The organism is Bacillus sp. CECT 9360 (assembly GCF_918741275.1).
Classification (GTDB): domain Bacteria; phylum Bacillota; class Bacilli; order Bacillales; family DSM-1321; genus Peribacillus.
This window is the reverse complement of record NZ_CAKKNA010000020.1, coordinates 1-20,984: the sequence shown is the minus strand read 5'-3', so window position 1 is coordinate 20,984 and position 20,984 is coordinate 1. Positions and strand designations below refer to the sequence as shown.

The following is a 20,984-nucleotide window of genomic DNA, read 5'->3' as shown; positions in this document are numbered from 1 at the left end:
TTTGTTTCCTAACTTACGCGCCTTGTTCTTCTTTTTGATCTGCAACAGCTTTCGTAGCAAGAGCAAGATTGCGGATCGGTGCTTGTAGCACGGAAAGGAGCATAGATAGTAAGCCTTCGCGTGAAGGTAGTTCTGCAAGAGCTTTGATCTCATCAGCTGATGCGACATTCCCTTCGATAACTCCAGCTTTAATTTCTAATGCCTCATTTTTCTTTGCGAAATCATTAAGGATTTTCGCTGGCGCAACAACATCTTCGTTAGAGAACGCGATTGCGTTTGGACCTGTCAGAGATTCGTTTAAGCCAGAAAGTTCAGCAGCTTCAACAGCACGGCGGGTCAAAGTGTTCTTGTATACTTTGAACTCAATACCTGCGTCACGAAGCTGTTTACGAAGTTCAGTTACTTCAGCAACTGTTAAACCACGGTAATCAACAACTACAGCTGTTTGCGCTGATTTAAACTTATCAGAAATCTCATCAACAATTTGTTTCTTTTGTTCGATAACGCTGCTCATCCTTACACCTCCTATAGATTTCTTGAAACACATTTATACCGTCAAACAAAAAGCCTTCATATCCCGGAGACATGAAGGCAGTAATTACAAAAATAATAGCAAGTGCTATTTTTATCGAATTACCTCGGCAGGAAATTAAGCTCTATATGAGAGCACCTACTGTCTACGGTACAAACATTATTCATTTTTATTACAACAAAACTGATTATAACAATAATCTTTTTGCAATGTCAACTTGTTTTAGAAAGAAGAAGAATCCACTTTCACGCCAGGGCCCATTGTAGTAGTTACAGAAACGGTTTTCATGTAAGTTCCTTTTGCAGCCGCTGGTTTAGCTTTCATGAGAGTTTCATAAATAGTTTCCAAGTTTTCAACTAACTTGTTGTCTTCGAAAGATACTTTACCGATAGGAACGTGGATAATCCCAGCTTTATCGGCGCGGTATTCAACTTTACCCGCTTTAATTTCATTAACAGCTTTCGTAACGTCAAATGAAACAGTACCGGTTTTAGGGTTTGGCATTAAGCCTTTAGGACCTAACACACGTCCAAGCTTACCAACTTCACCCATCATATCCGGAGTAGCAACGATTACATCGAAATCAAACCAACCTTGCTGGATTTTGGTGATGTATTCAGAATCGCCAACATAATCAGCGCCGGCAGCTTCTGCTTCTTTTGCTTTTTCACCTTTAGCGAACACTAATACGCGTTGAGTTTTACCAGTTCCGTTTGGAAGTACTACAGCCCCACGGATTTGCTGGTCAGCTTTCTTAGGGTCGATACCCAAACGGAAAGCAACTTCAACAGTTGCATCAAATTTTGTAGAGTTTGTTTTTTTAGCAAGATCGATAGCTTCTGTTACACTATATGCTTTTGAACTATCTACAAGCTTAACAGCTTCAAGATACTTTTTACCTTTTTTAGCCATGTTTAAATCCTCCTATATTGTGGTTTTAGCGGAATAACCTCCCACGAATAAAGGTTGCGATAAACGCAACCCCGTAAGAACGTGAAGCTTTCGCAAACATTAGTCTTCGATAACGATTCCCATGCTGCGTGCAGTACCTTCAACCATGCGAATTGCAGACTCAACGTTTGCAGCATTCAGGTCAGGCATTTTCGTTTCAGCAATCTCGCGTACTTTATCACGCTTGACTGTAGCAACTTTTTTACGGTTAGGTTCACCAGAACCAGACTCGATGCCAGCTGCTTTCTTAAGCAATACTGCAGCAGGCGGAGTTTTTGTAATGAATGTAAATGAACGATCTTCAAATACCGTAATCTCAACAGGAATAATCAGACCAGCTTGATCCGCTGTACGAGCGTTAAACTCCTTACAGAATCCCATGATGTTTACACCAGCTTGACCTAAAGCAGGCCCAACAGGCGGTGCTGGATTAGCTTTACCAGCAGGAATTTGCAGCTTAACCAACTTAATTACTTTTTTAGCCACGAGACACACCTCCTTATCGTCCGTGATGTGGTAATAGGGCTTGAAACCCTCCCACTCATCTTGATTCTTTATATATTAAATAAAGAATATTGCATAATCGTTCAGGTGTCTGTCTGGAGACATACTGACCTTTGAAATATTAACATTTATTGAACTCAATATCAAGTTATTTCGGATTTATATTTTTTCCACCTGACTGAAGTCCAGTTCAACCGGAGTATCCCGTCCAAACATATTAACCAAGACTTTAATCTTGCTCTTATCTATATCGAGTTCTTCAACAGACCCCGTAAAGTTTGCGAATGGGCCCTCTTTGACTTGTACCGTATCTCCCAGAATAAAGTCTACTTCAACTCTTTTCTCGTCCATGCCCATACGTCTAAGCACCATTTCCACTTCATCAGGAAGAAGCGCTGTCGGCTTGGAACCGGAACCAGCTGAACCAACAAACCCGGTTACACCTGGTGTATTACGGACAACATACCAGGAATCATCAGTCATAATAATTTCCACGAGCACATATCCAGGAAATACTTTCTTTTTCGTTACTTTCTTTTTGCCGTCTTTCATTTCTGTTTCTTCTTCTTCCGGAACGACAACGCGGAAAATTTTATCTTGCATACCCATCGTTTCCACACGTTTTTCCAGATTTGTTTTCACCTTATTTTCATAGCCTGAATAAGTATGAACGACATACCAATTTTTCTCCATTTGTTAGGACCCTAAAAGTCCTTCCCTCCCCGTGCTTTTTCTTTTTGTGAGGCTTTACCCGAGCTATCATTTTCAAAAGGCTTGATAATAAATAATGATCATTATTTGCTGTGGACATATTCTCCAGAACTCGGCACATCCAAAAAAGACAAATTAAAAAACCCGTTTCCGGGCCTTCGGTGGTGTTACTTATTATTCTATCACCATTATACCTTATTTTCGAATCTCTTATTCAAGAACTAATCGAATTAATTCAGAAATGCCTAAATCTATCACCGCAAAAAATACAGCCATAAAGGCAACGGTTGTGATAACGATAATCGTATACCTTGTAAGCTCTTTTCTTTTTGGCCAGCTTACTTTTTTCATCTCGCGGACTACGCCACGGAAAAAGTCCATCATGAATGTAACCTCCAACTGCTTTATGGAAAGCTTCTGCGAATCTTCTATTATAAGGATTACTTGGTTTCTTTATGCATAGTATGGGCGTTACAAGTACTGCAAAACTTCTTGATCTCAAGGCGTTCCGCACGAGAATCCTTATTGCTTTCAGAACTGTAGTTTCTTGAGCCGCAGTCTGTGCAAGCCAAAATAATCTTCTTTCTCATATTATACACCTGCCACTTTCGTACGCCCTTCAAACTTTATCACGGCTTACTTTTATTGTCAATCACTAGAAAGGAACGAAGGCTAAGTTCGCCACGTCCTGTGGCAACGCCTTCATGACCCACATCCTGTGGGCCTAAGCGGAAGCGCCCTGTTGTTGGGCCATCGACTAAAACCTGCCATGTCGGTATGTCTTGCGCCGATGCCAGCCCATCCCGGGCAAGTCCCACGGGTTACTGGGTAATCTCTCTAACTTCCAGATAGCGCTCCAGTTTTCTTTTTACACGCTGGAGAGCATTATCGATCGATTTCACATGGCGGTTCAACTCCGCGGAAATTTCCTGATACGACTGTCCGTCAAGGTATAAGGCGAGAACTTTTCGTTCGAGATCACTCAATAGCTCTGCCATTTTCAATTCAATATCATCGAACTCTTCCTGGTTGATGATCAGCGCTTCCGGATCGAGTATTTTTGCGCCTGAAATCACATCCATCAACGTCCTGTCAGATTCTTCATCGTATATAGGCTTGTCCAGAGAGACATAAGAATTAAGAGGGATATGTTTTTGCCTCGTGGCTGTCTTGATAGCCGTAATGATTTGCCTGGTGATACAAAGCTCGGCAAAGGCCTTGAAGGAAGAAAGCTTGTCCCCTTTAAAATCGCGGATAGCTTTGTAAAGGCCAATCATGCCTTCCTGAACGATGTCTTCCTTGTCAGCGCCGATCAGGAAATAAGTACGCGCTTTCGCTCTCACAAAATTGCGGTATTTATGGATTAAATAGTCCAATGCCTCGGTGTCGCCTTTGTGCACTAAGTCTACCAGCCCTTCATCTTCTACCTGCAAGTACTTGTCGTTCAGTTTCATTCCGAAGTTGACACCCATGTTATATCCCCCTGACCGTACACATATAGATAGAAATATTATACAGTAGAAAATTTTTAGACGTCAACAGGTCAAAATTGTCCTCGGCGCCATTTTTCAAAAATTTCAGCCATTTCATCAGTCAGGTCAATTTTGGAAGCAGGCTTTTTTTTCGTCGTTTTTTTTACGTTTTTTTCGATCTCCCTATCGATGTGATTCATTTCATTCAGAAGCTCGCGCGCTGATTTCCGTAACGCTCCCTGGCCAAAAATCACCCATTGCTCCGTGTAATCGGAGGTGGCTACATGAACTTGCGTTTTGATATTATTTAAGTCGCTTGCCAGTTTTTCAATCCGTTCATCCGCTGTTTCATTTTCTTTAGTAAAAATTATTTCGATCTTGTAATTTTCGTATTTGCGCTCGATTCCCTGAACGAAATGAGCATCAAACACAATGATAACCCGGAAACCGGTAAACGCCTGGTATTCAGCCATCCGTTCAATTAAGCGGTCCCTTGCTGCCGAAAGATCCCGATCCTTTAATTCTCTCAGTTCCGGCCAGGCGCCAATGATGTTGTAACCATCCACCAACAGAATGTTCATCATCTTATTCCCCTAGCGGGTGTCTTTTGCGATAAACCTCATACATCAATAGCCCGGCTGCGACGGATGCATTTAAAGAGGTGACCTTCCCAGCCATTGGCAAGCGTATCAGAAAATCACATTTATCTTTTATCAACCTGCCCATGCCTTTTCCTTCACTTCCGATCACGAGGCCGATCGACATTCCGCCATCCATGCTGCGATAATCATCGCTTCCTTTCGCATCTGTTCCGACGATCCAAACACCGCGTTCCTTAATCTCTTCAATGGCTCTTGCCATATTGGTTACACGCACGACAGGTATGTACTCGATTGCGCCCGTAGACAATTTCGCCACTGTTGCCGTCAAGCCAACCGCTCGCCGCTTCGGAATAATGATCCCATGCACCCCTGCTGCATCGGCCGTTCTCATAATCGAACCCAGATTGTGCGGGTCTTCGATCTCGTCCAACAAAAGAAAGAAGGGAGCTTCGTTTCTTTCTTCGGCAAGCGCGAACAAGTCATCCAATTCAGCGTATGCATAAGCAGCTACTTGCGCAATGACACCTTGATGGTTTCCATCAGACATTTGGTCGATTTTTTTCTTCGGAACGAATTGCAGTAAAACCTGTCTTTCCTTTGCGAGTCCGATGATTTGCTGCATCTGGCCCTTTTGGGAGCCTTCAGCAACCAAGATTTTATTGATTTCCCGTTCCGACCGCAAGGCCTCCAACACCGGGTTTCTTCCAATGATGTATTCTTCGCTCATGGGTTCAACTCCCTTCTTCCTCAATGAATTGGATTGATTGAATGATAATTTCTTCAAGCCGGTCCTTTTGTTCCGCCAAATAAAGGTATCCAATCAACGCCTCAAAAGCGGTACCATACCGATATGTTTGCACATCCGTGTTTTTTGGAACCGTTCCCGACTTTGCGTTTCTTCCTCTGCGCACAACTGCCAGTTCCTCTTCCGTTAACTTTTCATTCTCAAGCAAATAATGAATCACTTTGCTTTGGGCTTTCGCGGAAACAAAGCTCGTGGCTTCTTTATGTAGAAGGTTCGGCTTAACTGCCCCCTTTTGAATAAGATGATGCCTGATGTACGTTTCATAGACAGCATCGCCCATGTAAGCGAGCGCGAGACTCCCCAGAATTTTTTCGTCAATTTTATCCCGATAAGGAAGCATAGCTTATCCTCTTTTCCATCTTGTACCTTGCGGTGTGTCTTCAAGAATAATATTCATATCTTTAAGACGGTCGCGAATATCATCAGAAAGCTGGAAATTCCGATCTTTACGGGCCTGTATCCGCTGTTGGATCAAATCCTCAATCTCGTCATCAAGTAACGCTTCCTCTTCCAATGATAAGCCTAGTACCTGAAACAAATCTTTAAATTCATCCATGAAAGCCTGAATCACTTTCTTGTCTGTATTCTTTTCCATTAAGTAATAGTTTGCCTGCTTTGATAGTTCAAATAAAACAGAGATGGCATTCGCTGTATTGAAATCGTCATCCATTTCTTGAATAAATTCTTTGTGGATGCTGATGATTTTATCCAGCCATCCTTGGTTGTTTTCCGTTAAGCCGTCGCTCGAGCCGCTCCGGTGCTTCAGGTTTTGGTAAGATGTTTTTAGTCGGTCCAAGGAGGCTTTCATATTATCAAGAAGCTCTTCACTATAGTTAATCGGATGACGGTAATGGACGGATAGCATAAAAAAGCGCAATACCTGCGGGTCATGCTTTTGAATGATGTCATGCACCAGCACAAAGTTACCCAATGATTTGGACATCTTTTCATTATCGATATTTATATACCCGTTATGCATCCAATAATTCGCAAAAGGTTTGCCTGTCAGAGCTTCCGATTGGGCGATTTCATTTTCGTGATGCGGGAAGGCCAAATCCTGTCCGCCTGCGTGAATATCAATCGTGTCGCCAAGATATTTCCGAACCATCGCCGAGCATTCGATATGCCAGCCCGGTCGGCCCTTGCCCCATGGGCTTTCCCATGATATCTCGCCCTCTTTGGCCGCTTTCCATACGGCAAAATCAAGGGCATCCTGTTTCTTTTCACCGACTTCAATCCGGGCGCCGATCCGCAATTCATCGATCGATTGATGAGATAATTTTCCATACGTATCAAATTTGCGTGTCCGATAATACACGTCCCCTTCTGATTCATAAGCAAAGCCTTTTTCAATCAGTGTTTCAATAAACTCGATGATGATATCCATGCTTTCCATAACACGCGGATGGACATCCGCTTTTTGGCAACCAAGCGCGGTAACATCTTCAAAGTAAGCTTTAATAAAACGATCTGAAACCGTGGGAACATCTTCTCCCAGCTCTTTAGCTGCGCGGATTAGCTTGTCGTCAACATCAGTAAAATTCGAAACATATTGCACATCATAGCCACGATAGCTGAAATACCGGCGTACCGTATCAAATACGATTGGAGGCCTGCCATTTCCGATATGGATATAGTTATAGACGGTCGGGCCGCATACATACATTTTGACCTTTCCTGCTTCTAATGGCTTAAATTCTTCCTTTTGCCTCGTTAATGTGTTGTAGATTTTTATCGCCATTTTAGTTGACCCTTTCTCTTTTTAAATTTTTCAATTCTATTTTTAAAGCAGCGATTTCCTTTTCCATTTCTTTAAATCGGTCCCCTGTCGGATCCGGTAAATCGGTATGGTTTAAGTCTTTGGTCACTTTCACGCCGTCCCTGATGACAACTTTCCCCGGGATGCCTACGACGGTCGAATTAGGAGGAACTTCCTTAAGGACGACAGAACCCGCCCCGATCTTTGAATTCTCTCCAATTATGATCGATCCGAGAACCTTGGCCCCGGTTGCGATTAAGACATTGTCTTTTATGGTAGGATGCCTTTTCCCTTTTTCTTTACCTGTGCCACCGAGAGTAACTCCCTGAAACACGGTAACATTATCGCCGATCTCACACGTTTCCCCGATGACAACCCCCATTCCATGATCAATGAAGAGACGCCGTCCTATTTGGGCGCCAGGGTGAATTTCAACGCCTGTAAAAAAACGGCTTACCTGCGAAATACACCGTGCGATAAAATAAAACTTCCTTTTATATAAAGCATGTGCCAGCCGATGATTCCAAATCGCATGGAGGCCGGAATAAGTAAGAATTACATCAATATAGCTACGCGCTGCAGGATCCTGATCGAAAATGACTTCGATGTCTTCTTTAAATATTTTAATCACACTTATCCCCTCCTGTACTCCTAGTCAGTTGTTTAGTCTGTGTTTACACTGTTAAAACCCATATAAAAAAGCGCCTCTGCCTAATGACAGAGACGCTTAACTGCGCGCGGTTCCACTCTGTTTGGAATGCAATTTCTCACGCAAGTAAAGTCCTGCTGATACATTTCATTCCCAACTCTTTTCCCGATAACGGAGGAATTGCCGCCTTCGCCTACTTGTAAGTAAGGTTCAACAAAGGACTCAGGGGTGCATTTCAAGCATGAGAGGCTTGAACCACTTTCACCAGGTCATGGTTCTCTCTGAAAGCATCATGTCTTTACTTCTCCCCGTCTACGCATTCTGGGTTTTAATTGATTATTAGTATATTATACTTTTTATTGTCTGTTAATGTAAAATGTCTTGCAATCGCTGTTTTATTTTTTCTTTGCCTAATAGTGCGATTGCCTTAGGCAAATCTGGTCCGTGTGTTTGTCCGGTCGCTGCTGCCCGGATGGGCATAAACAGCTTTTTGCCTTTCTGGCCGGTACTTTTTTGTACCGTTTTGATTGCGGCCTTGATTTCATCAGCCGCAAAATTCTCCAGCTTGTTCACTTCTTCAAGGAAAGCAGCCATAACTTCCGGCACCTGTTCCTCAGCAAGAACTTCCTTCGCCTCTTCTTCATACTCGATTTTATCCTTGAAAAATAAGCTGGAAAGCTCGACGATTTCTGCTCCGTAACTCATTTGCTCCTGATAAAGCGCTACAAGATTCCGGACCCATTCGTTTTCAGCCGCACTCGCACCAGCTATTTTGCCCGCTTTAATCAGATGAGGTACCGAGATTTCCAGAACGCGATCCAGTTCAAGCTGTTTTACATACTGGTTATTCATCCAAGTGAGCTTTTGCTTATCGAAAAGCGCCGGCGACTTGGATAAACGGTCCGCATCGAATCGCTTAATAAAATCATCTTTGGAGAAAATTTCTTCCTCCCCTCCTGGAGACCATCCGAGCAAGGCAATGAAGTTAAAAAGGGCTTCCGGTACATACCCGAGCTCTTTGTATTGTTCAATAAACTGGATAATCGATTCGTCCCGCTTGCTCAATTTCTTCCGACTTTCGTTCACAATTAGAGTCATATGTCCAAATACCGGCGGTTCCCAGCCGAAAGCTTCATAAATCATCAATTGCTTGGGCGTGTTTGAAATATGGTCATCCCCGCGAAGAACATGGGAGATTTTCATCAAGTGATCATCCACTGCTACAGCGAAATTATAGGTAGGAATCCCGTCTTTTTTCACGATCACCCAATCACCGATGCCCTCTGAATCGAAGGATACATCATCCTTGACCATATCATGGAATTGATAAACCTTACCTTCAGGAACAACAAACCGGATACTCGGTTTCCTTCCCTCTGCCTCGAGCTTAGCTCGTTCACCGTCTGTTAAATGGTGGCACTTGCCGGAGTATTTCGGTGTTTCATTCTTAGCCATTTGGGCCTCTCGCTCTGCTTCAAGCTCTTCTTCCGTACAATAACATTTATAGGCAAGCCCTTTTTCAAGCAGCTGGTTATACAAATCATTATACATATCATTGCGTTCTGATTGGCGGTACGGCCCGTATTCTCCACCTTTATCGACACTTTCGTCCCAATCCATACCAAGCCACTTCAAATAGGTAAGCTGGCTTTCTTCCCCGCCTTCAATATTGCGCTTCAAGTCCGTATCTTCAATCCGGATGATGAACTTTCCGCCTTTATTGCGGGCAAAAAGGTAATTGAATAATGCCGTCCTTGCGTTCCCTATATGTAAATGTCCGGTTGGACTTGGTGCATAACGAACACGAATTTCGCTACTCATCGTTTGACGCCTCCTAAGCTCTACATCTCTAATATCGTTCTATTCTACCATCTAAATGTGGCAGGATAAAGCACTTAGCTGTAAAGAGAGGTTAGTTCGCTTTTATTAGCAAAACTACTGCCTGTGAGGCAATCCCTTCACTTCTACCCGTAAAGCCAAGCTTTTCCGTAGTCGTGGCTTTCACATTGATTTGCTCTAATGAAGCGTCAAGCAGTTCAGCAATGCGTGCTCTTATTTGTTCGATATAAGGGGCCATCTTAGGACTTTGCGCAATAATTGTGCAATCCGCATTGCCTAATACGTATCCCTCTTTTTTCACAAGCCTCCACACATGCTGCAAAAGCTTTGCTGAATCAGCATCCTTAAATTCTGGATCCGTATCTGGGAAATGCTTACCGATATCACCGGCTCCGATTGCCCCAAGGCATGCATCTGCCACGGTATGAAGCAACACATCGGCATCTGAATGCCCTAGCAGCCCCTTTTCGTATGGAATGGTGACCCCGCCAATAATTAGTGGACGACCGCTTGCAAGCTGGTGGACGTCAAATCCCTGTCCGATTCGAAACATGGCTTTCTCTCCCTTTCTGTCCGTCCTTACCTAAGAACGCATTTTTTGTAAAATGGCTTCCGCAAAATACAAATCTTCCGGTGTCGTGATTTTAATGTTATCGTAATTCCCCTCAATAATTATGACGGATTCTCCCATTCTTTCAAGAAGGATGGCATCGTCCGTACCTAAAAACCGTTCTTTTTCGGCCATTTCATGGGCCTTGATCAGCTTAGGGACGCGAAAAGCTTGTGGTGTCTGGACTGCCCACAAGCTAGATCGTTCAACGGTTTCCACCACCGCTTTATCTTTTGCTTTTTTGATTGTATCCTTTACCGGGACCGCGACAATTGCCCCTCCATACTTGGAAGCAGCAGTGGCTAATTCCATGATAAGGGCATGCCCGATAAAGGGACGTGCTCCGTCATGAACTAGAACAATTGAATGTTCATCGGCATATTTAATCCCGTTATATACGCTTTGTTGCCTTTCATTCCCACCCGGAACCAGCTTTTTGATTTTTTTCAATCCATATTGAGTGATGATAGATTGAAACAATTCTTCCTCATCTGGATTAATAGAGAGAATAATTCCGTTGCACGCAGGATCACTTTCAAACACCTGAAGCGTATAAATGATAATAGGTTTGCCGGCAAGCTCGACAAACAGCTTGTTTTTTCCTGCATTCATTCTTTTGCCTTGTCCCGCTGCAGGAATGATTACTTCGTAAAACATACAGGCTTCTCCCTACTATAATGCTTTTTCTAAAAGTTTAGGTTTGGCAAAAATCATTCGGCCGGCTGACGTTTGCAGAACGCTTGTCACGATTACATCAAGGCGCTTTCCGATATGATCGCGGCCGCCTTCTACGACGATCATCGTTCCGTCATCTAAATAAGCGATCCCTTGGTTTTGCTCCTTGCCATCTTTAATGACTTGTACATTCATTTCTTCTCCTGGCAGGACAACCGGCTTAACGGCATTCGCTAAATCATTGATGTTTAGCACAGATACGTTCTGAAATTCACAGACTTTATTTAGATTAAAGTCATTCGTCACAACAATTCCATTTGTAATTTTCGCAAGCTTTACGAGCTTGCTGTCCACTTCCTGGATATCTTCAAAATCGCCTTCGTACATCTCGACTTCGACTGCTAATTCCTTTTGAATCCTGTTCAGAATATCCAATCCCCGTCTTCCGCGATTTCTTTTTAATGCATCAGAAGAATCGGCAATATGCTGCAGTTCCGCTAAAACAAATTGAGGGATCACGATGGTTCCCTCCAGGAATCCCGTCTGGCAAATATCTGCAATCCGTCCATCAATGATAACACTCGTATCGAGGATTTTGATAGGGCTGCTGCCCGGCTCAACTTCATCTGAATCGAGAGCATCGCCCTTCCTTTTGCTGTTTTTGGAAAATAGATTCAACAGTTCATCCCGTTTTTTGAATCCTACCTGAAAACCTAGATATCCGAACAGCAATGTTAACAGAATCGGTGCGACCGTAGTAAAAATAGGGACTTGGATAGCATTCAAGGCATATCCAATTAAAAAAGCAACAAAAAGACCGACGATCAATCCGACACTTCCAAAGATAATATCGGTAATTGGAGCCTTTACAAGAAGTTCCTCGAACCATTTAATGAAATCCACTACATAATCTACTGCCCAAAAAGTAAAAAGATAGAATATAATAGCACCTAAAATTGCACTAACGTAAGGATTGTTTATAAAAGCAATATGATCCGCATGTACGATCGTTAATAATTGAGGAATAAGAAAAATCCCCAGAGTTCCGCCTATTATTAAGAAACATGCTTGAATAATGCGTTTTAACATCCCCTCACCTCCTTTTTTAATCATTATTAACAAAATCAACAAATTGAAACCACATTGAAGAAGGTTTTTGAAAAATATCGAAAGTGGAGAACTTATCGTAATCTTTAGAAGTAAGATAGCTAGTGAAGATCATAAAAGAGGCTCCGTAATATTAGCCTAGCATCAAGAAATAGAGGTGTCAAAAAATAGTGTCTTGTTCACTTTTTTGTAACATTGCCCTTAACAAGAACGTATATTTCTTTACATTTTTCGTTCCAGCACCAACTGGTTTCTTAAAATTCTTAGACCTTCCTGAATTTTTTTCGCCCTGACTTCACCAATTCCTTCCACATCATCCAATTCTTCAACAGTGGCTTTGGTTACATTCGTAAAAACCCTAAATCGGTGAACGAGATTTTCAACTATCAGTCCCGGTAACCGGGGGATTTTATTTAAAACCCGGTAACCTCGCGGACTTACGACCTCATCCACAGGAATATACCCATTATAGCCAAGCACCTTCAAAAGCACGCTATCTTCGAGAATTTCCAATTGTGCAAGATCTTGCAGACGCTGAACGATTCGGCCGGGCTTTCCATCTTTCTCGAAGGCATAATCCTTGATAAGGAGTAACCCTTCTTCTTCCAAATCAGATAAAAGCTCATTCATTTGCAGCCTGATCAGCCTTCCCTCTGTGCCGAGCTCATGCAAATAAGATAAAAGCTCAACCTTGATTCGGAGCACCATCACAAAACGGTGAAATACCCTTAGCAGGTCTGCATATGTTACAATTTCTTCAAATTCCAAAAAGCTTAATTCCGAAATGCTTTGCTGTAGAACCACTTTGTATTTTTCAAGCGTTTGTATCGCAAGGTTAGCTTTTGCAAGGATGACAGCAATATCCTTTAAAGCATAACGAAAATTCCCCTGGTAGAGCGTAATGACATTGCGTCGCTGAGAAATAGCGATAACTAACGTTTTGGTTTCCTTTGCGACACGTTCCGCAGTTCGGTGCCTCATCCCGGTCTCTGTTGAGGAGACAGCTGAGTCAGGGGCCAGCTGTGCATTCGCCAAAATAATTTTATCTGTCTTCTCGTTTAAAATAATGGCTCCGTCCATCTTGGCCAATTCATAAAGCGTACTGGGGGTGCATGAACAATTTATCTGAAATCCCCCATCGACTATTGTCTTCACTTTTTCATTGTAGCCTACCACGATAAGCCCACCTGTGTTCGCCCGGAGGACGTTATCAATCCCTTCACGCAGCGGCGAACCGGGGGCCACCATTCGCAGGATTTCAAACCTTGTCTTTTCATACGCTTTTTTTTCCGTCATGCTCACCCTCCTAAAGCATAATGAAGAGCCTCCACAACTGTAGATACGCCTACAATTTCAATTCCTTTAGGGGCAGTCCATCCCCCGATATTGTTAGCTGGAAGGATGACCCTCTCGAACCCAAGCTTTGCCGCCTCCTGGACGCGCTGCTCGATTCTCGATACCCGTCTGACTTCCCCGGTCAAACCTACCTCACCGATAATACAATCCGTTTGTTTGGTAGGTTTATCGCGAAAACTGGAGGCAATGCTGACAGTGATCGCCAGGTCTATTGCCGGTTCATCAAGCTTTACTCCTCCAGCAACCTTTAAATAGGCATCCTGATTTTGCAGAAGCAATCCTACTCTTTTTTCCAATACGGCCATCAACAGTGATACACGACTATGGTCTATTCCAGTTGCCATTCTCCTTGCGTTCCCAAAGCTGGTTGGTGAAATTAAAGCCTGTATCTCAACCAATACGGGCCGGGTTCCTTCCATCGAAGCGACGACCGTGGATCCCGAGGCACCCTGTGATCGTTCTTCAAGAAAGATTTCCGAAGGGTTCGCCACCTCTTCCAGCCCATTTTCCTTCATTTCAAAAATACCCATCTCGTTCGTCGATCCAAAACGATTCTTTACTGCCCTGACAATCCGGTATGTGTGGTGTCTCTCTCCCTCAAAATAGAGCACGGTATCGACCATATGCTCCAAAATCCTCGGTCCGGCAATTGAGCCTTCCTTCGTAACATGGCCGACGATGAAAATCGCGATTCCACTCGTCTTGGCAATTCTCATTAAGGAAGCTGTACATTCCCGAACCTGCGATACACTCCCTGGGGCCGAGGTTACTTCTGCGTGATAAACAGTCTGAATCGAATCGATGATCACCAGATCCGGCTTGACCTCCTGAATCGCTTGATTGATATATTCCATATCGGTCTCCGAGTACACATAAAGATTGTCGGAAGCCGCTCCAAGCCGGTCCGCTCTCATTTTTGTCTGCTTAACCGATTCCTCGCCTGAAATATACAATACTTTCTTCTGCTTCCGCGCCAATTGAGAAGACACCTGTAATAACAGGGTCGACTTTCCGATTCCCGGATCGCCACCGATTAATACAAGCGATCCCTGTACGACCCCTCCTCCCAGAGCACGGTTTAACTCCGCTAAATCAGTCGAAATGCGCGGTTCCTGTGACGTTTCAATCATCGTTATCGGGGTGGCCTTCTGTCTTTCCCCTTTTCCTGCGGTCATTTCTGAATGAGCAAAGGCTCCTCTCCTGGCAGGTTTTACGATCTCCACTTCCTCAACCATCTTATTCCAGTCACCGCATCCCGGGCATTTGCCCATCCATTTAGCAGATTCATATCCGCATGATTGGCAAATAAATTTCGTCTTTTTTTTAACAGCCATAGTTGCTTCCCCTCTATTTCATTTAGAAAAAACCGCTACTAGTAAGATATTAAATAAAAGCATGGTTTAATCCTTCTAAAACTTCATCGCAAATAATTACAACATTTTTAACATACATTCGACTTTTTCATTGCTCGTGCGTCCATATTATCACATGTTAAAGAAGAAAAAGAGATGCACAGCATAATTGCGTGCACCTCCCATGCTGTTTTATGTTACTATTCATTCACTGAAGCAGCTTCTACCTGCTTTACGGTAAATTCCCCATTTTCTACGTCCATTAATACCTTCTGCCCTTTTTGGATAGTGCCTTTCAGCAGCTCTTCTGACAGATAATCTTCTACATGCTTCTGGATCGCTCTTCTAATCGGTCGCGCACCATATTCTGGATCATAGCCTTCTTCCGCAATTTTTGCTTTGGCCGCATCGGTAAGCTCCAGCATAATATCCTGCTCCTTCAACCGGACAGTAAGCAGATCGGTCATCAGCGATACAATCTCCCTCAAATGTTTTTTCTCAAGTGAATGGAAGACAATCGTTTCGTCGATACGGTTCAGGAATTCTGGACGGAAGGCTCTTTTTAGCTCTTCTAATACCTTTCCTTTCATATCCTTGTAATCCTGTCCTTCATCCTGGATGTTGAAGCCTACATATTTATTGCTCTTAAGTGCTGCAGCACCGACATTTGAAGTCATGATCAATATCGTATTACGGAAATCAACGACACGTCCTTTTGAATCCGTTAACCTGCCGTCTTCAAGGACTTGAAGCAAGATATTAAACACATCCGGATGCGCTTTTTCAATTTCATCGAGCAGGACGACTGAGTATGGTTTTCTCCGAACCTTTTCCGTTAATTGGCCACCCTCTTCGTATCCTACATACCCTGGTGGAGAACCGACAAGACGTGAAGTGGAATGTTTCTCCATATATTCCGACATATCAATGCGGATCATGGCATCTTCCTCACCAAAGATCGATTCAGCAAGGGCCCGGGCAAGCTCTGTTTTCCCGACTCCCGTAGGACCCAGAAAGATAAAGGAACCAATCGGGCGTTTAGGGTCTTTTAACCCGGCTCTCGCACGGCGGACTGCTTTCGCCACCGCAATCACCGCTTCGTCCTGTCCGATTACGCGCGCATGAAGGAGTTCTTCCATATTCAACAATTTATCAGTCTCTGTCTGGGCAAGTCGTGTTACAGGCACACCGGTCCAACTTGAGACAACACTTGCGATGTCATCGACAGTAACCGCGCTATTTTCCTGCCCTTGTTTTTCCTTCCAAGTTTTCTTCGTCTCTTCCAGCTGCTCTCTCAAACGTTGTTCCGTATCGCGGAGAGAAGCTGCTTTCTCAAACTCTTGGCTTTGTACGGAAGCATCTTTCTCTTTTCTTACTTCATCAAGCTTGACTTCTAATTCTTTAAGATTCGGTGGTGTCGTATAGGAGCGCAAACGCACCTTGGAACCGGCCTCATCAATTAGATCGATGGCTTTGTCCGGCAAGAAACGATCGGAAATATAGCGGTCTGATAATTTAACAGCAGCCTCAATCGCTTCATCCGAGATGGATACTCGGTGATGAGCTTCATAACGGTCGCGAAGTCCTTGAAGAATTTGAATTGACTCCGGCATCGTAGGTTCATTAACCTGAATGGGCTGGAAACGCCGTTCAAGGGCCGCATCTTTTTCGATATATTTACGATATTCATCAAGTGTTGTAGCTCCGATACATTGAAGCTCTCCGCGTGCCAGGGAAGGCTTCAGAATATTGGATGCATCAATCGCACCCTCAGCACCGCCGGCTCCAATTAAAGTGTGAAGCTCATCGATGAACAGGATGATATTGCCCGCCTGGCGGATTTCATCCATCACCTTCTTTAAACGGTCCTCGAACTCCCCGCGGTATTTCGTCCCAGCAACGACCGTACCCATATCGAGAGTCATAACGCGTTTGTCTCTAAGAATCTCTGGCACTTCATTGTTAATGATTTGCTGGGCAAGACCTTCTGCAATCGCTGTTTTACCAACTCCAGGCTCACCAATTAACACCGGGTTATTTTTTGTACGGCGGCTTAACACTTCAATGACCCTCTGAATCTCTTTGCTTCTGCCGATAACCGGGTCAAGGCTTCCTTCTCTGGCAATCGCGGTTAAGTCGCGCGCCAAGCTGTCTAATGTTGGTGTGCTGGCGCTTGCGGATGAAGAACCCTGATGTCCGCCTGACTCATTGCTGCCAAGTAGCTGCAATACTTGCTGTCGTGCTTTATTTAAGCTAACGCCAAGATTATTCAGAACCCGTGCTGCAACACCTTCGCCTTCACGAATCAGGCCGAGCAGGACATGTTCTGTGCCGACATAGGAATGTCCCAGTTTACGGGCTTCATCCATTGATAACTCAATAACCTTTTTTGCCCTTGGTGTATAATGGATGGTCTGGGCGTTTTCCTGACCGCGGCCAATTAGGTTTTCCACTTCTTTTTGGATTTTATCCGCTCCTAATCCAAGCGCATTCAATGCCTTCGCAGCAATTCCTTCGCCTTCGCGAACCAATCCTAGCAATATGTGTTCGGTTCCAATATTATTATGACCTAAACGGATGGCTTCTTCTTGGGCTAATGCTAATACTTTTTGGGCTCTTTCTGTAAATCGGCCAAACATCATAAGGAAATTCCTCCTTCAGTATTATCTCTTTTCTCTAATTCGAATCGTTCTCTAATGAAAGCAGCTCTTCTTATATCCCTATCTTGAGGACGAAGCGGGCCGCCGGCATACGTTTGTAAAAATCCCGGCTGAGTCAAAATCATTAACTCATTCAAAATGCATTTGGAAATATTCTTAATATACCCAAGATCAATTCCTAATCTAACATCGGAGAGACATCTTGCAGCCTCCTTCGTTTCGATGACCCGGGCATGCAGCAGAGTACCTAATGAACGGTAGACTCTATCTTCTAATTGTATGTTAGAGGTTTGCACTAATGCTTTACGCGCAGACCTTTCCTGAGCGATGATTTGTTGTACAACGCTCGTTAAATCCTCCACAATGTCCGTTTCAGACTTACCGAGTGTGATCTGGTTCGAAATTTGAAAAATATTCCCCTGCGCCTCACTGCCTTCTCCATAGATCCCTCTGACAACAAGACCTAATTGATTGATGGCAGGAACGAGATGGTTCATCTGATTTGTCAGCACGAGGCCCGGCAAATGCATCATCACTGAGGCCCGGAGCCCGGTACCGACATTTGTGGGACAGCTAGTCAAATAGCCGCGCTCTTCATCATAAGCATAATCAATTTGCCCTTCGATAAAATCATCGATAACATTTGCCCTCAGCAAAGCTTCATTTAGCTGCAATCCGGAAAATAGACATTGGATCCGAATATGGTCCTCTTCATTTACCATGATGCTGACTTCTTCATTTTCTGAAAGCAGGCAAGCCCCGTATGGTGAATCTTCTGCTAAATGTGGGCTGATTAAATGCTTTTCAACCAATACCAATTTTTCAAGTGGCTGAAGTGTTTCTACCTGCAAAAACTCCAGCTTCCCGACCTCAGGTATCTCCGTATCCTTTAAACGATCTTTTATTACATTTATAATCGCCACAGCTTCTTCTTGTGAAAATAAAGTAGAAAAAGAAAAGTCTTTAAAATTCCTTGCCAGACGTACCCGCGAACTTAGTACAATATCAGAATCGGGGCCCTCTTCATTCATCCATGAGCTAATAGCGTTTTCCAAAAAATGTTCCAGACTCAAGACCGCTCCCCTCCTTCATCACCACTGTCCATTTGTTTTTCCAATGAACGAACCTGGTCACGAATGTCAGCAGCCTTCTCAAACTCTTCCTGTTCGATAAACTGTTTAAGTGTTTGTTTTAAATCGTTGATTTGCTTTCTTATATGAATGCTTCCGCCAATTCTTTTAGGTACTTTCCCATGATGTGAAGTATTTCCGCTATGCACTCTTTTTAAAATAGGATCCAGTTGGTCTTTAAAGGTTTCATAGCATTCAGCACAGCCAAATTTACCAACATGGACAAACTGCGGAAACGAAAGATTACAACGTTTACAGCGAAGCACTTCTTTTTGGGGAAGAGCATTTGGCATTGCTTGTTGAAAGCCGGATTCTATGTTTAATAAACCCGCTAGCAGATTATTAATCGAAAAACCCGAGCCGCCATTAAACATAAACATCTCGCCTTTTTCCTGGGCACACCTCTCACAAATATGAACTTCGGTTTTTTTTCCATTTACAATTTTCGTAAAATGCAGGGCCGCCGGCCGTTCGTTGCATTCCTGGCAAATCATCTTTATCACCTCTCAAGGCACTTTTTATTTATATTTTAAGGTTGTAAGCATCGCCTTCAGGATTCTCGCCCTTAATTCGTCCCTGGCCGGCAATTCGATATAGATAACGGAACGATCCATGACGCTTAACATAATTCTGGCTTCACGTTCATTCACAATATCTTCGCCTATCAGCCGGCTAATAACCCCCGCAGCAGTCGCTTGAGAAACGCGGGATCCAATAAGAGATATTAACTGATCAATCAAATGCGCGTAATCATACGATTTAACCTTCATAATCCGGATATAACCGCCGCCGCCACGCTTACTCTCTACCAGATAACCTCGTTCGATGGTGAATCTGGTATTGATGACATAATTGATCTGAGAAGGAACACACTGAAATTTATCCGCTACTTCACTTCTTTTAATTTCTAAAATATCTTTCTCACTCATCTCTAATATCTGCTTTAAGTAATTCTCAATTACATCGGAGATATTTTTCACCCAACCTCCTCCAATCTGACTTTGACTATATTTGACTTTTATTATACAGTGAATTTAAAAATTTTCAATAATAATGCCCTTTGGTAACAATATTATTTTCGCCCGTTTTTATGTATTTAAAACATACGTAAAAGTTCCGATCGTTTATTTTATTTTTATACCTCATATTTGTTGCTGTAAAACCTGGGTTCTGAAAAATAGAGATAAGGGGGAACAAAAGATTCTTTTTTTTTTGGCTCTGTTAAATTCCATTGTTGATTTTCAAATGGTCATGGAATCTACTCGCTTTCCGCGGACGAACTGGCAAGCCTCCTCATTCGTACCTCGCTGCGGGGTCTTGCCAGCCCGTTTTTCCGCAGGACGTTGATTCATCATCCTTGAATAGACACCGCACGAGAAAATGCGTATGCATTTTCGAGGAGTCTCGCAGATTCCCTTCCCAAAAACAACATTATCGTTAACAGAGCCTTTTTTTTAAAAAAGTTGATCATTTTTGATACGAGTTATATATCTCTATGTTTCTGACTGTGTAAGTTTTACAATATGTGGAAGTTCTGGCGAAGGCTTTCATCATTTAAACGATAATTTCTATGATTCAAACAAATATCGAGTCCATTTAAACGAAAGTCCTAGTGACTTGAACGAAACTTCCGGGCATTTAAACGAAAACATCGTCCATTCAAACGAAACGCATTTTCACACAAAAAAAAACCAGCCAAATCGGCTGGTCTTCACTTGCTTGGCGACGCCCTACTCTCACAGGACTTGCACAGGATGTGCTGACTTCTGCGTTGCCACATGGATGTGGCGGGTTTAGCAGAAGGTCCTTGACTCACCCCAACTACCATCGGCGCTCGAGCTTAACTTCCGTGAGGCCTACAGGATGTAGGTCATGAAGGCGTTGCAACAGGATGTTGCGTTCTTAGCCTTCGTTCCTTAACATCACTCGTTTCCTCGACCTCCTTGCTCCTCCCCATCCAGGGCCTGACTTTCTTTACTTAACTCCCATCATACTTTGAACTTCTTACTAACCTTCGGTTTTAAAACACAAAAAAAGACCAGCCTATTCGACTGATCTTCTGCTTGCTTGGCGACGTCCTACTCTCACAGGGGGAGATCCCCCAACTACCATCGGCGCTCGAGCTTAACTTCCGCGTTCGGATTCCTGGATGGCGATGAGCCGCGGATCTCTTCGTCAAGCTTCCTTCGCTCCGGTCCTCATGTACATAGTACATTCCGGTCCTCACTCACTCGTTTCCTCGACCTCCTTGCTCCTCCCCATCCAGGGCC

At 43.5% G+C, this 20,984-nt stretch carries 23 protein-coding genes and 2 other annotated features; all 23 genes read right to left on the bottom strand.

Going from position 1 to position 20,984, the window contains the following annotated elements; all coding sequences use genetic code 11:
- Positions 1–13 precede the first annotated feature (13 nt).
- On the bottom strand, positions 14–514 hold the full coding sequence (gene rplJ / locus LQ216_RS18700; RefSeq protein ID WP_117303882.1) for a 50S ribosomal protein L10: 501 nt from the start codon (positions 512–514) through the stop codon (positions 14–16).
- 37 nt (positions 515–551) lie between these two features.
- Positions 552–701, bottom strand: a sequence feature (ribosomal protein L10 leader region).
- 53 nt (positions 702–754) lie between these two features.
- A complete protein-coding gene (gene rplA, locus LQ216_RS18695) occupies positions 755–1,444 on the bottom strand; it encodes a 50S ribosomal protein L1 (protein ID WP_230131007.1) in 690 nt (229 codons plus the stop codon).
- 99 nt (positions 1,445–1,543) lie between these two features.
- On the bottom strand, positions 1,544–1,969 hold the full coding sequence (gene rplK / locus LQ216_RS18690; RefSeq protein WP_230131005.1) for a 50S ribosomal protein L11: 426 nt from the start codon (positions 1,967–1,969) through the stop codon (positions 1,544–1,546).
- A gap of 177 nt (positions 1,970–2,146) precedes the next feature.
- Complete coding sequence (gene nusG, locus LQ216_RS18685; RefSeq protein ID WP_230131003.1) at positions 2,147–2,680, bottom strand: transcription termination/antitermination protein NusG; 534 nt, start codon at positions 2,678–2,680, stop codon at positions 2,147–2,149.
- Positions 2,681–2,908: 228 nt separating this feature from the next.
- Positions 2,909–3,079 carry a preprotein translocase subunit SecE gene (gene secE, locus LQ216_RS18680; RefSeq protein WP_230131093.1) on the bottom strand — a complete coding sequence of 57 codons (171 nt, stop codon included), beginning with the start codon at positions 3,077–3,079 and terminating at the stop codon, positions 2,909–2,911.
- Between the two features lie 59 nt (positions 3,080–3,138).
- Entirely contained in the window at positions 3,139–3,288 is a 150-nt protein-coding gene (rpmG, locus tag LQ216_RS18675) for a 50S ribosomal protein L33 (protein WP_117303886.1), read from the bottom strand.
- 39 nt (positions 3,289–3,327) lie between these two features.
- On the bottom strand, positions 3,328–3,516 hold the full coding sequence (locus LQ216_RS18670) for a hypothetical protein (protein WP_230131001.1): 189 nt from the start codon (positions 3,514–3,516) through the stop codon (positions 3,328–3,330).
- 3 nt (positions 3,517–3,519) lie between these two features.
- The gene (gene sigH, locus LQ216_RS18665; RefSeq protein ID WP_230130999.1) at positions 3,520–4,170 is read right to left on the bottom strand and encodes an RNA polymerase sporulation sigma factor SigH; all 651 of its coding nucleotides are present in this window, start codon (positions 4,168–4,170) and stop codon (positions 3,520–3,522) included.
- A gap of 71 nt (positions 4,171–4,241) precedes the next feature.
- Positions 4,242–4,751: an NYN domain-containing protein gene (locus LQ216_RS18660; protein ID WP_230131091.1), complete on the bottom strand. Its 510-nt coding sequence runs from the start codon at positions 4,749–4,751 to the stop codon at positions 4,242–4,244.
- 4 nt (positions 4,752–4,755) lie between these two features.
- Complete coding sequence (gene rlmB / locus LQ216_RS18655; RefSeq protein ID WP_230130997.1) at positions 4,756–5,499, bottom strand: 23S rRNA (guanosine(2251)-2'-O)-methyltransferase RlmB; 744 nt, start codon at positions 5,497–5,499, stop codon at positions 4,756–4,758.
- Between the two features lie 4 nt (positions 5,500–5,503).
- Positions 5,504–5,917: a Mini-ribonuclease 3 gene (locus LQ216_RS18650; protein ID WP_230130995.1), complete on the bottom strand. Its 414-nt coding sequence runs from the start codon at positions 5,915–5,917 to the stop codon at positions 5,504–5,506.
- A gap of 3 nt (positions 5,918–5,920) precedes the next feature.
- Positions 5,921–7,318 (bottom strand): cysteine--tRNA ligase, encoded by a 1,398-nt coding sequence (gene cysS, locus LQ216_RS18645; RefSeq protein WP_230130994.1) that lies wholly within the window; start codon positions 7,316–7,318, stop codon positions 5,921–5,923.
- A gap of 1 nt (position 7,319) precedes the next feature.
- Positions 7,320–7,967, bottom strand: a complete 648-nt coding sequence (gene cysE, locus LQ216_RS18640) for a serine O-acetyltransferase (protein ID WP_230130992.1) — start codon at positions 7,965–7,967, stop codon at positions 7,320–7,322.
- A gap of 85 nt (positions 7,968–8,052) precedes the next feature.
- Positions 8,053–8,309: a binding site (T-box leader), on the bottom strand.
- Positions 8,310–8,351: 42 nt separating this feature from the next.
- Complete coding sequence (gltX, locus tag LQ216_RS18635) at positions 8,352–9,806, bottom strand: glutamate--tRNA ligase (RefSeq protein ID WP_230130990.1); 1,455 nt, start codon at positions 9,804–9,806, stop codon at positions 8,352–8,354.
- 91 nt (positions 9,807–9,897) lie between these two features.
- Positions 9,898–10,377 (bottom strand): 2-C-methyl-D-erythritol 2,4-cyclodiphosphate synthase, encoded by a 480-nt coding sequence (gene ispF / locus LQ216_RS18630; protein ID WP_230130988.1) that lies wholly within the window; start codon positions 10,375–10,377, stop codon positions 9,898–9,900.
- Positions 10,378–10,407: 30 nt separating this feature from the next.
- Entirely contained in the window at positions 10,408–11,091 is a 684-nt protein-coding gene (gene ispD / locus LQ216_RS18625) for a 2-C-methyl-D-erythritol 4-phosphate cytidylyltransferase (RefSeq protein ID WP_230130985.1), read from the bottom strand.
- Positions 11,092–11,106: 15 nt separating this feature from the next.
- Complete coding sequence (locus LQ216_RS18620) at positions 11,107–12,198, bottom strand: PIN/TRAM domain-containing protein (protein ID WP_230130983.1); 1,092 nt, start codon at positions 12,196–12,198, stop codon at positions 11,107–11,109.
- A gap of 240 nt (positions 12,199–12,438) precedes the next feature.
- Positions 12,439–13,512, bottom strand: coding sequence for a DNA integrity scanning diadenylate cyclase DisA (disA, locus tag LQ216_RS18615; protein ID WP_230130981.1), 1,074 nt, complete (start codon positions 13,510–13,512; stop codon positions 12,439–12,441).
- A 2-nt stretch (positions 13,513–13,514) separates the two neighbouring features.
- Positions 13,515–14,906, bottom strand: coding sequence for a DNA repair protein RadA (radA, locus tag LQ216_RS18610; RefSeq protein WP_230130979.1), 1,392 nt, complete (start codon positions 14,904–14,906; stop codon positions 13,515–13,517).
- Positions 14,907–15,124: 218 nt separating this feature from the next.
- The gene (gene clpC, locus LQ216_RS18605; RefSeq protein ID WP_230130977.1) at positions 15,125–17,566 is read right to left on the bottom strand and encodes an ATP-dependent protease ATP-binding subunit ClpC; all 2,442 of its coding nucleotides are present in this window, start codon (positions 17,564–17,566) and stop codon (positions 15,125–15,127) included.
- Positions 17,563–18,657, bottom strand: coding sequence for a protein arginine kinase (locus LQ216_RS18600; protein WP_230130975.1), 1,095 nt, complete (start codon positions 18,655–18,657; stop codon positions 17,563–17,565). Before LQ216_RS18600 ends, clpC begins: the two co-directional genes overlap by 4 nt.
- Positions 18,654–19,208 (bottom strand): UvrB/UvrC motif-containing protein, encoded by a 555-nt coding sequence (locus tag LQ216_RS18595; RefSeq protein WP_230130974.1) that lies wholly within the window; start codon positions 19,206–19,208, stop codon positions 18,654–18,656. Before LQ216_RS18595 ends, LQ216_RS18600 begins: the two co-directional genes overlap by 4 nt.
- A gap of 24 nt (positions 19,209–19,232) precedes the next feature.
- Positions 19,233–19,694 carry a CtsR family transcriptional regulator gene (locus tag LQ216_RS18590; RefSeq protein WP_230130972.1) on the bottom strand — a complete coding sequence of 154 codons (462 nt, stop codon included), beginning with the start codon at positions 19,692–19,694 and terminating at the stop codon, positions 19,233–19,235.
- Positions 19,695–20,984 lie beyond the last annotated feature (1,290 nt).

Coding starts and splice junctions, on each gene's coding strand:
- rplJ (WP_117303882.1), bottom strand. CDS start 514: ATGAGCAGCGTTATCGAACAAAAGAAACAAATTGTTGATGAGATTTCT.
- rplA (WP_230131007.1), bottom strand. CDS start 1,444: ATGGCTAAAAAAGGTAAAAAGTATCTTGAAGCTGTTAAGCTTGTAGAT.
- nusG (WP_230131003.1), bottom strand. CDS start 2,680: ATGGAGAAAAATTGGTATGTCGTTCATACTTATTCAGGCTATGAAAAT.
- secE (WP_230131093.1), bottom strand. CDS start 3,079: ATGGACTTTTTCCGTGGCGTAGTCCGCGAGATGAAAAAAGTAAGCTGG.
- rpmG (WP_117303886.1), bottom strand. CDS start 3,288: ATGAGAAAGAAGATTATTTTGGCTTGCACAGACTGCGGCTCAAGAAAC.
- sigH (WP_230130999.1), bottom strand. CDS start 4,170: ATGGGTGTCAACTTCGGAATGAAACTGAACGACAAGTACTTGCAGGTA.
- LQ216_RS18660 (WP_230131091.1), bottom strand. CDS start 4,751: ATGAACATTCTGTTGGTGGATGGTTACAACATCATTGGCGCCTGGCCG.
- rlmB (WP_230130997.1), bottom strand. CDS start 5,499: ATGAGCGAAGAATACATCATTGGAAGAAACCCGGTGTTGGAGGCCTTG.
- LQ216_RS18650 (WP_230130995.1), bottom strand. CDS start 5,917: ATGCTTCCTTATCGGGATAAAATTGACGAAAAAATTCTGGGGAGTCTC.
- cysS (WP_230130994.1), bottom strand. CDS start 7,318: ATGGCGATAAAAATCTACAACACATTAACGAGGCAAAAGGAAGAATTT.
- gltX (WP_230130990.1), bottom strand. CDS start 9,806: ATGAGTAGCGAAATTCGTGTTCGTTATGCACCAAGTCCAACCGGACAT.
- ispF (WP_230130988.1), bottom strand. CDS start 10,377: ATGTTTCGAATCGGACAGGGATTTGACGTCCACCAGCTTGCAAGCGGT.
- ispD (WP_230130985.1), bottom strand. CDS start 11,091: ATGTTTTACGAAGTAATCATTCCTGCAGCGGGACAAGGCAAAAGAATG.
- LQ216_RS18620 (WP_230130983.1), bottom strand. CDS start 12,198: ATGTTAAAACGCATTATTCAAGCATGTTTCTTAATAATAGGCGGAACT.
- disA (WP_230130981.1), bottom strand. CDS start 13,512: ATGACGGAAAAAAAAGCGTATGAAAAGACAAGGTTTGAAATCCTGCGA.
- radA (WP_230130979.1), bottom strand. CDS start 14,906: ATGGCTGTTAAAAAAAAGACGAAATTTATTTGCCAATCATGCGGATAT.
- clpC (WP_230130977.1), bottom strand. CDS start 17,566: ATGATGTTTGGCCGATTTACAGAAAGAGCCCAAAAAGTATTAGCATTA.
- LQ216_RS18595 (WP_230130974.1), bottom strand. CDS start 19,208: ATGATTTGCCAGGAATGCAACGAACGGCCGGCGGCCCTGCATTTTACG.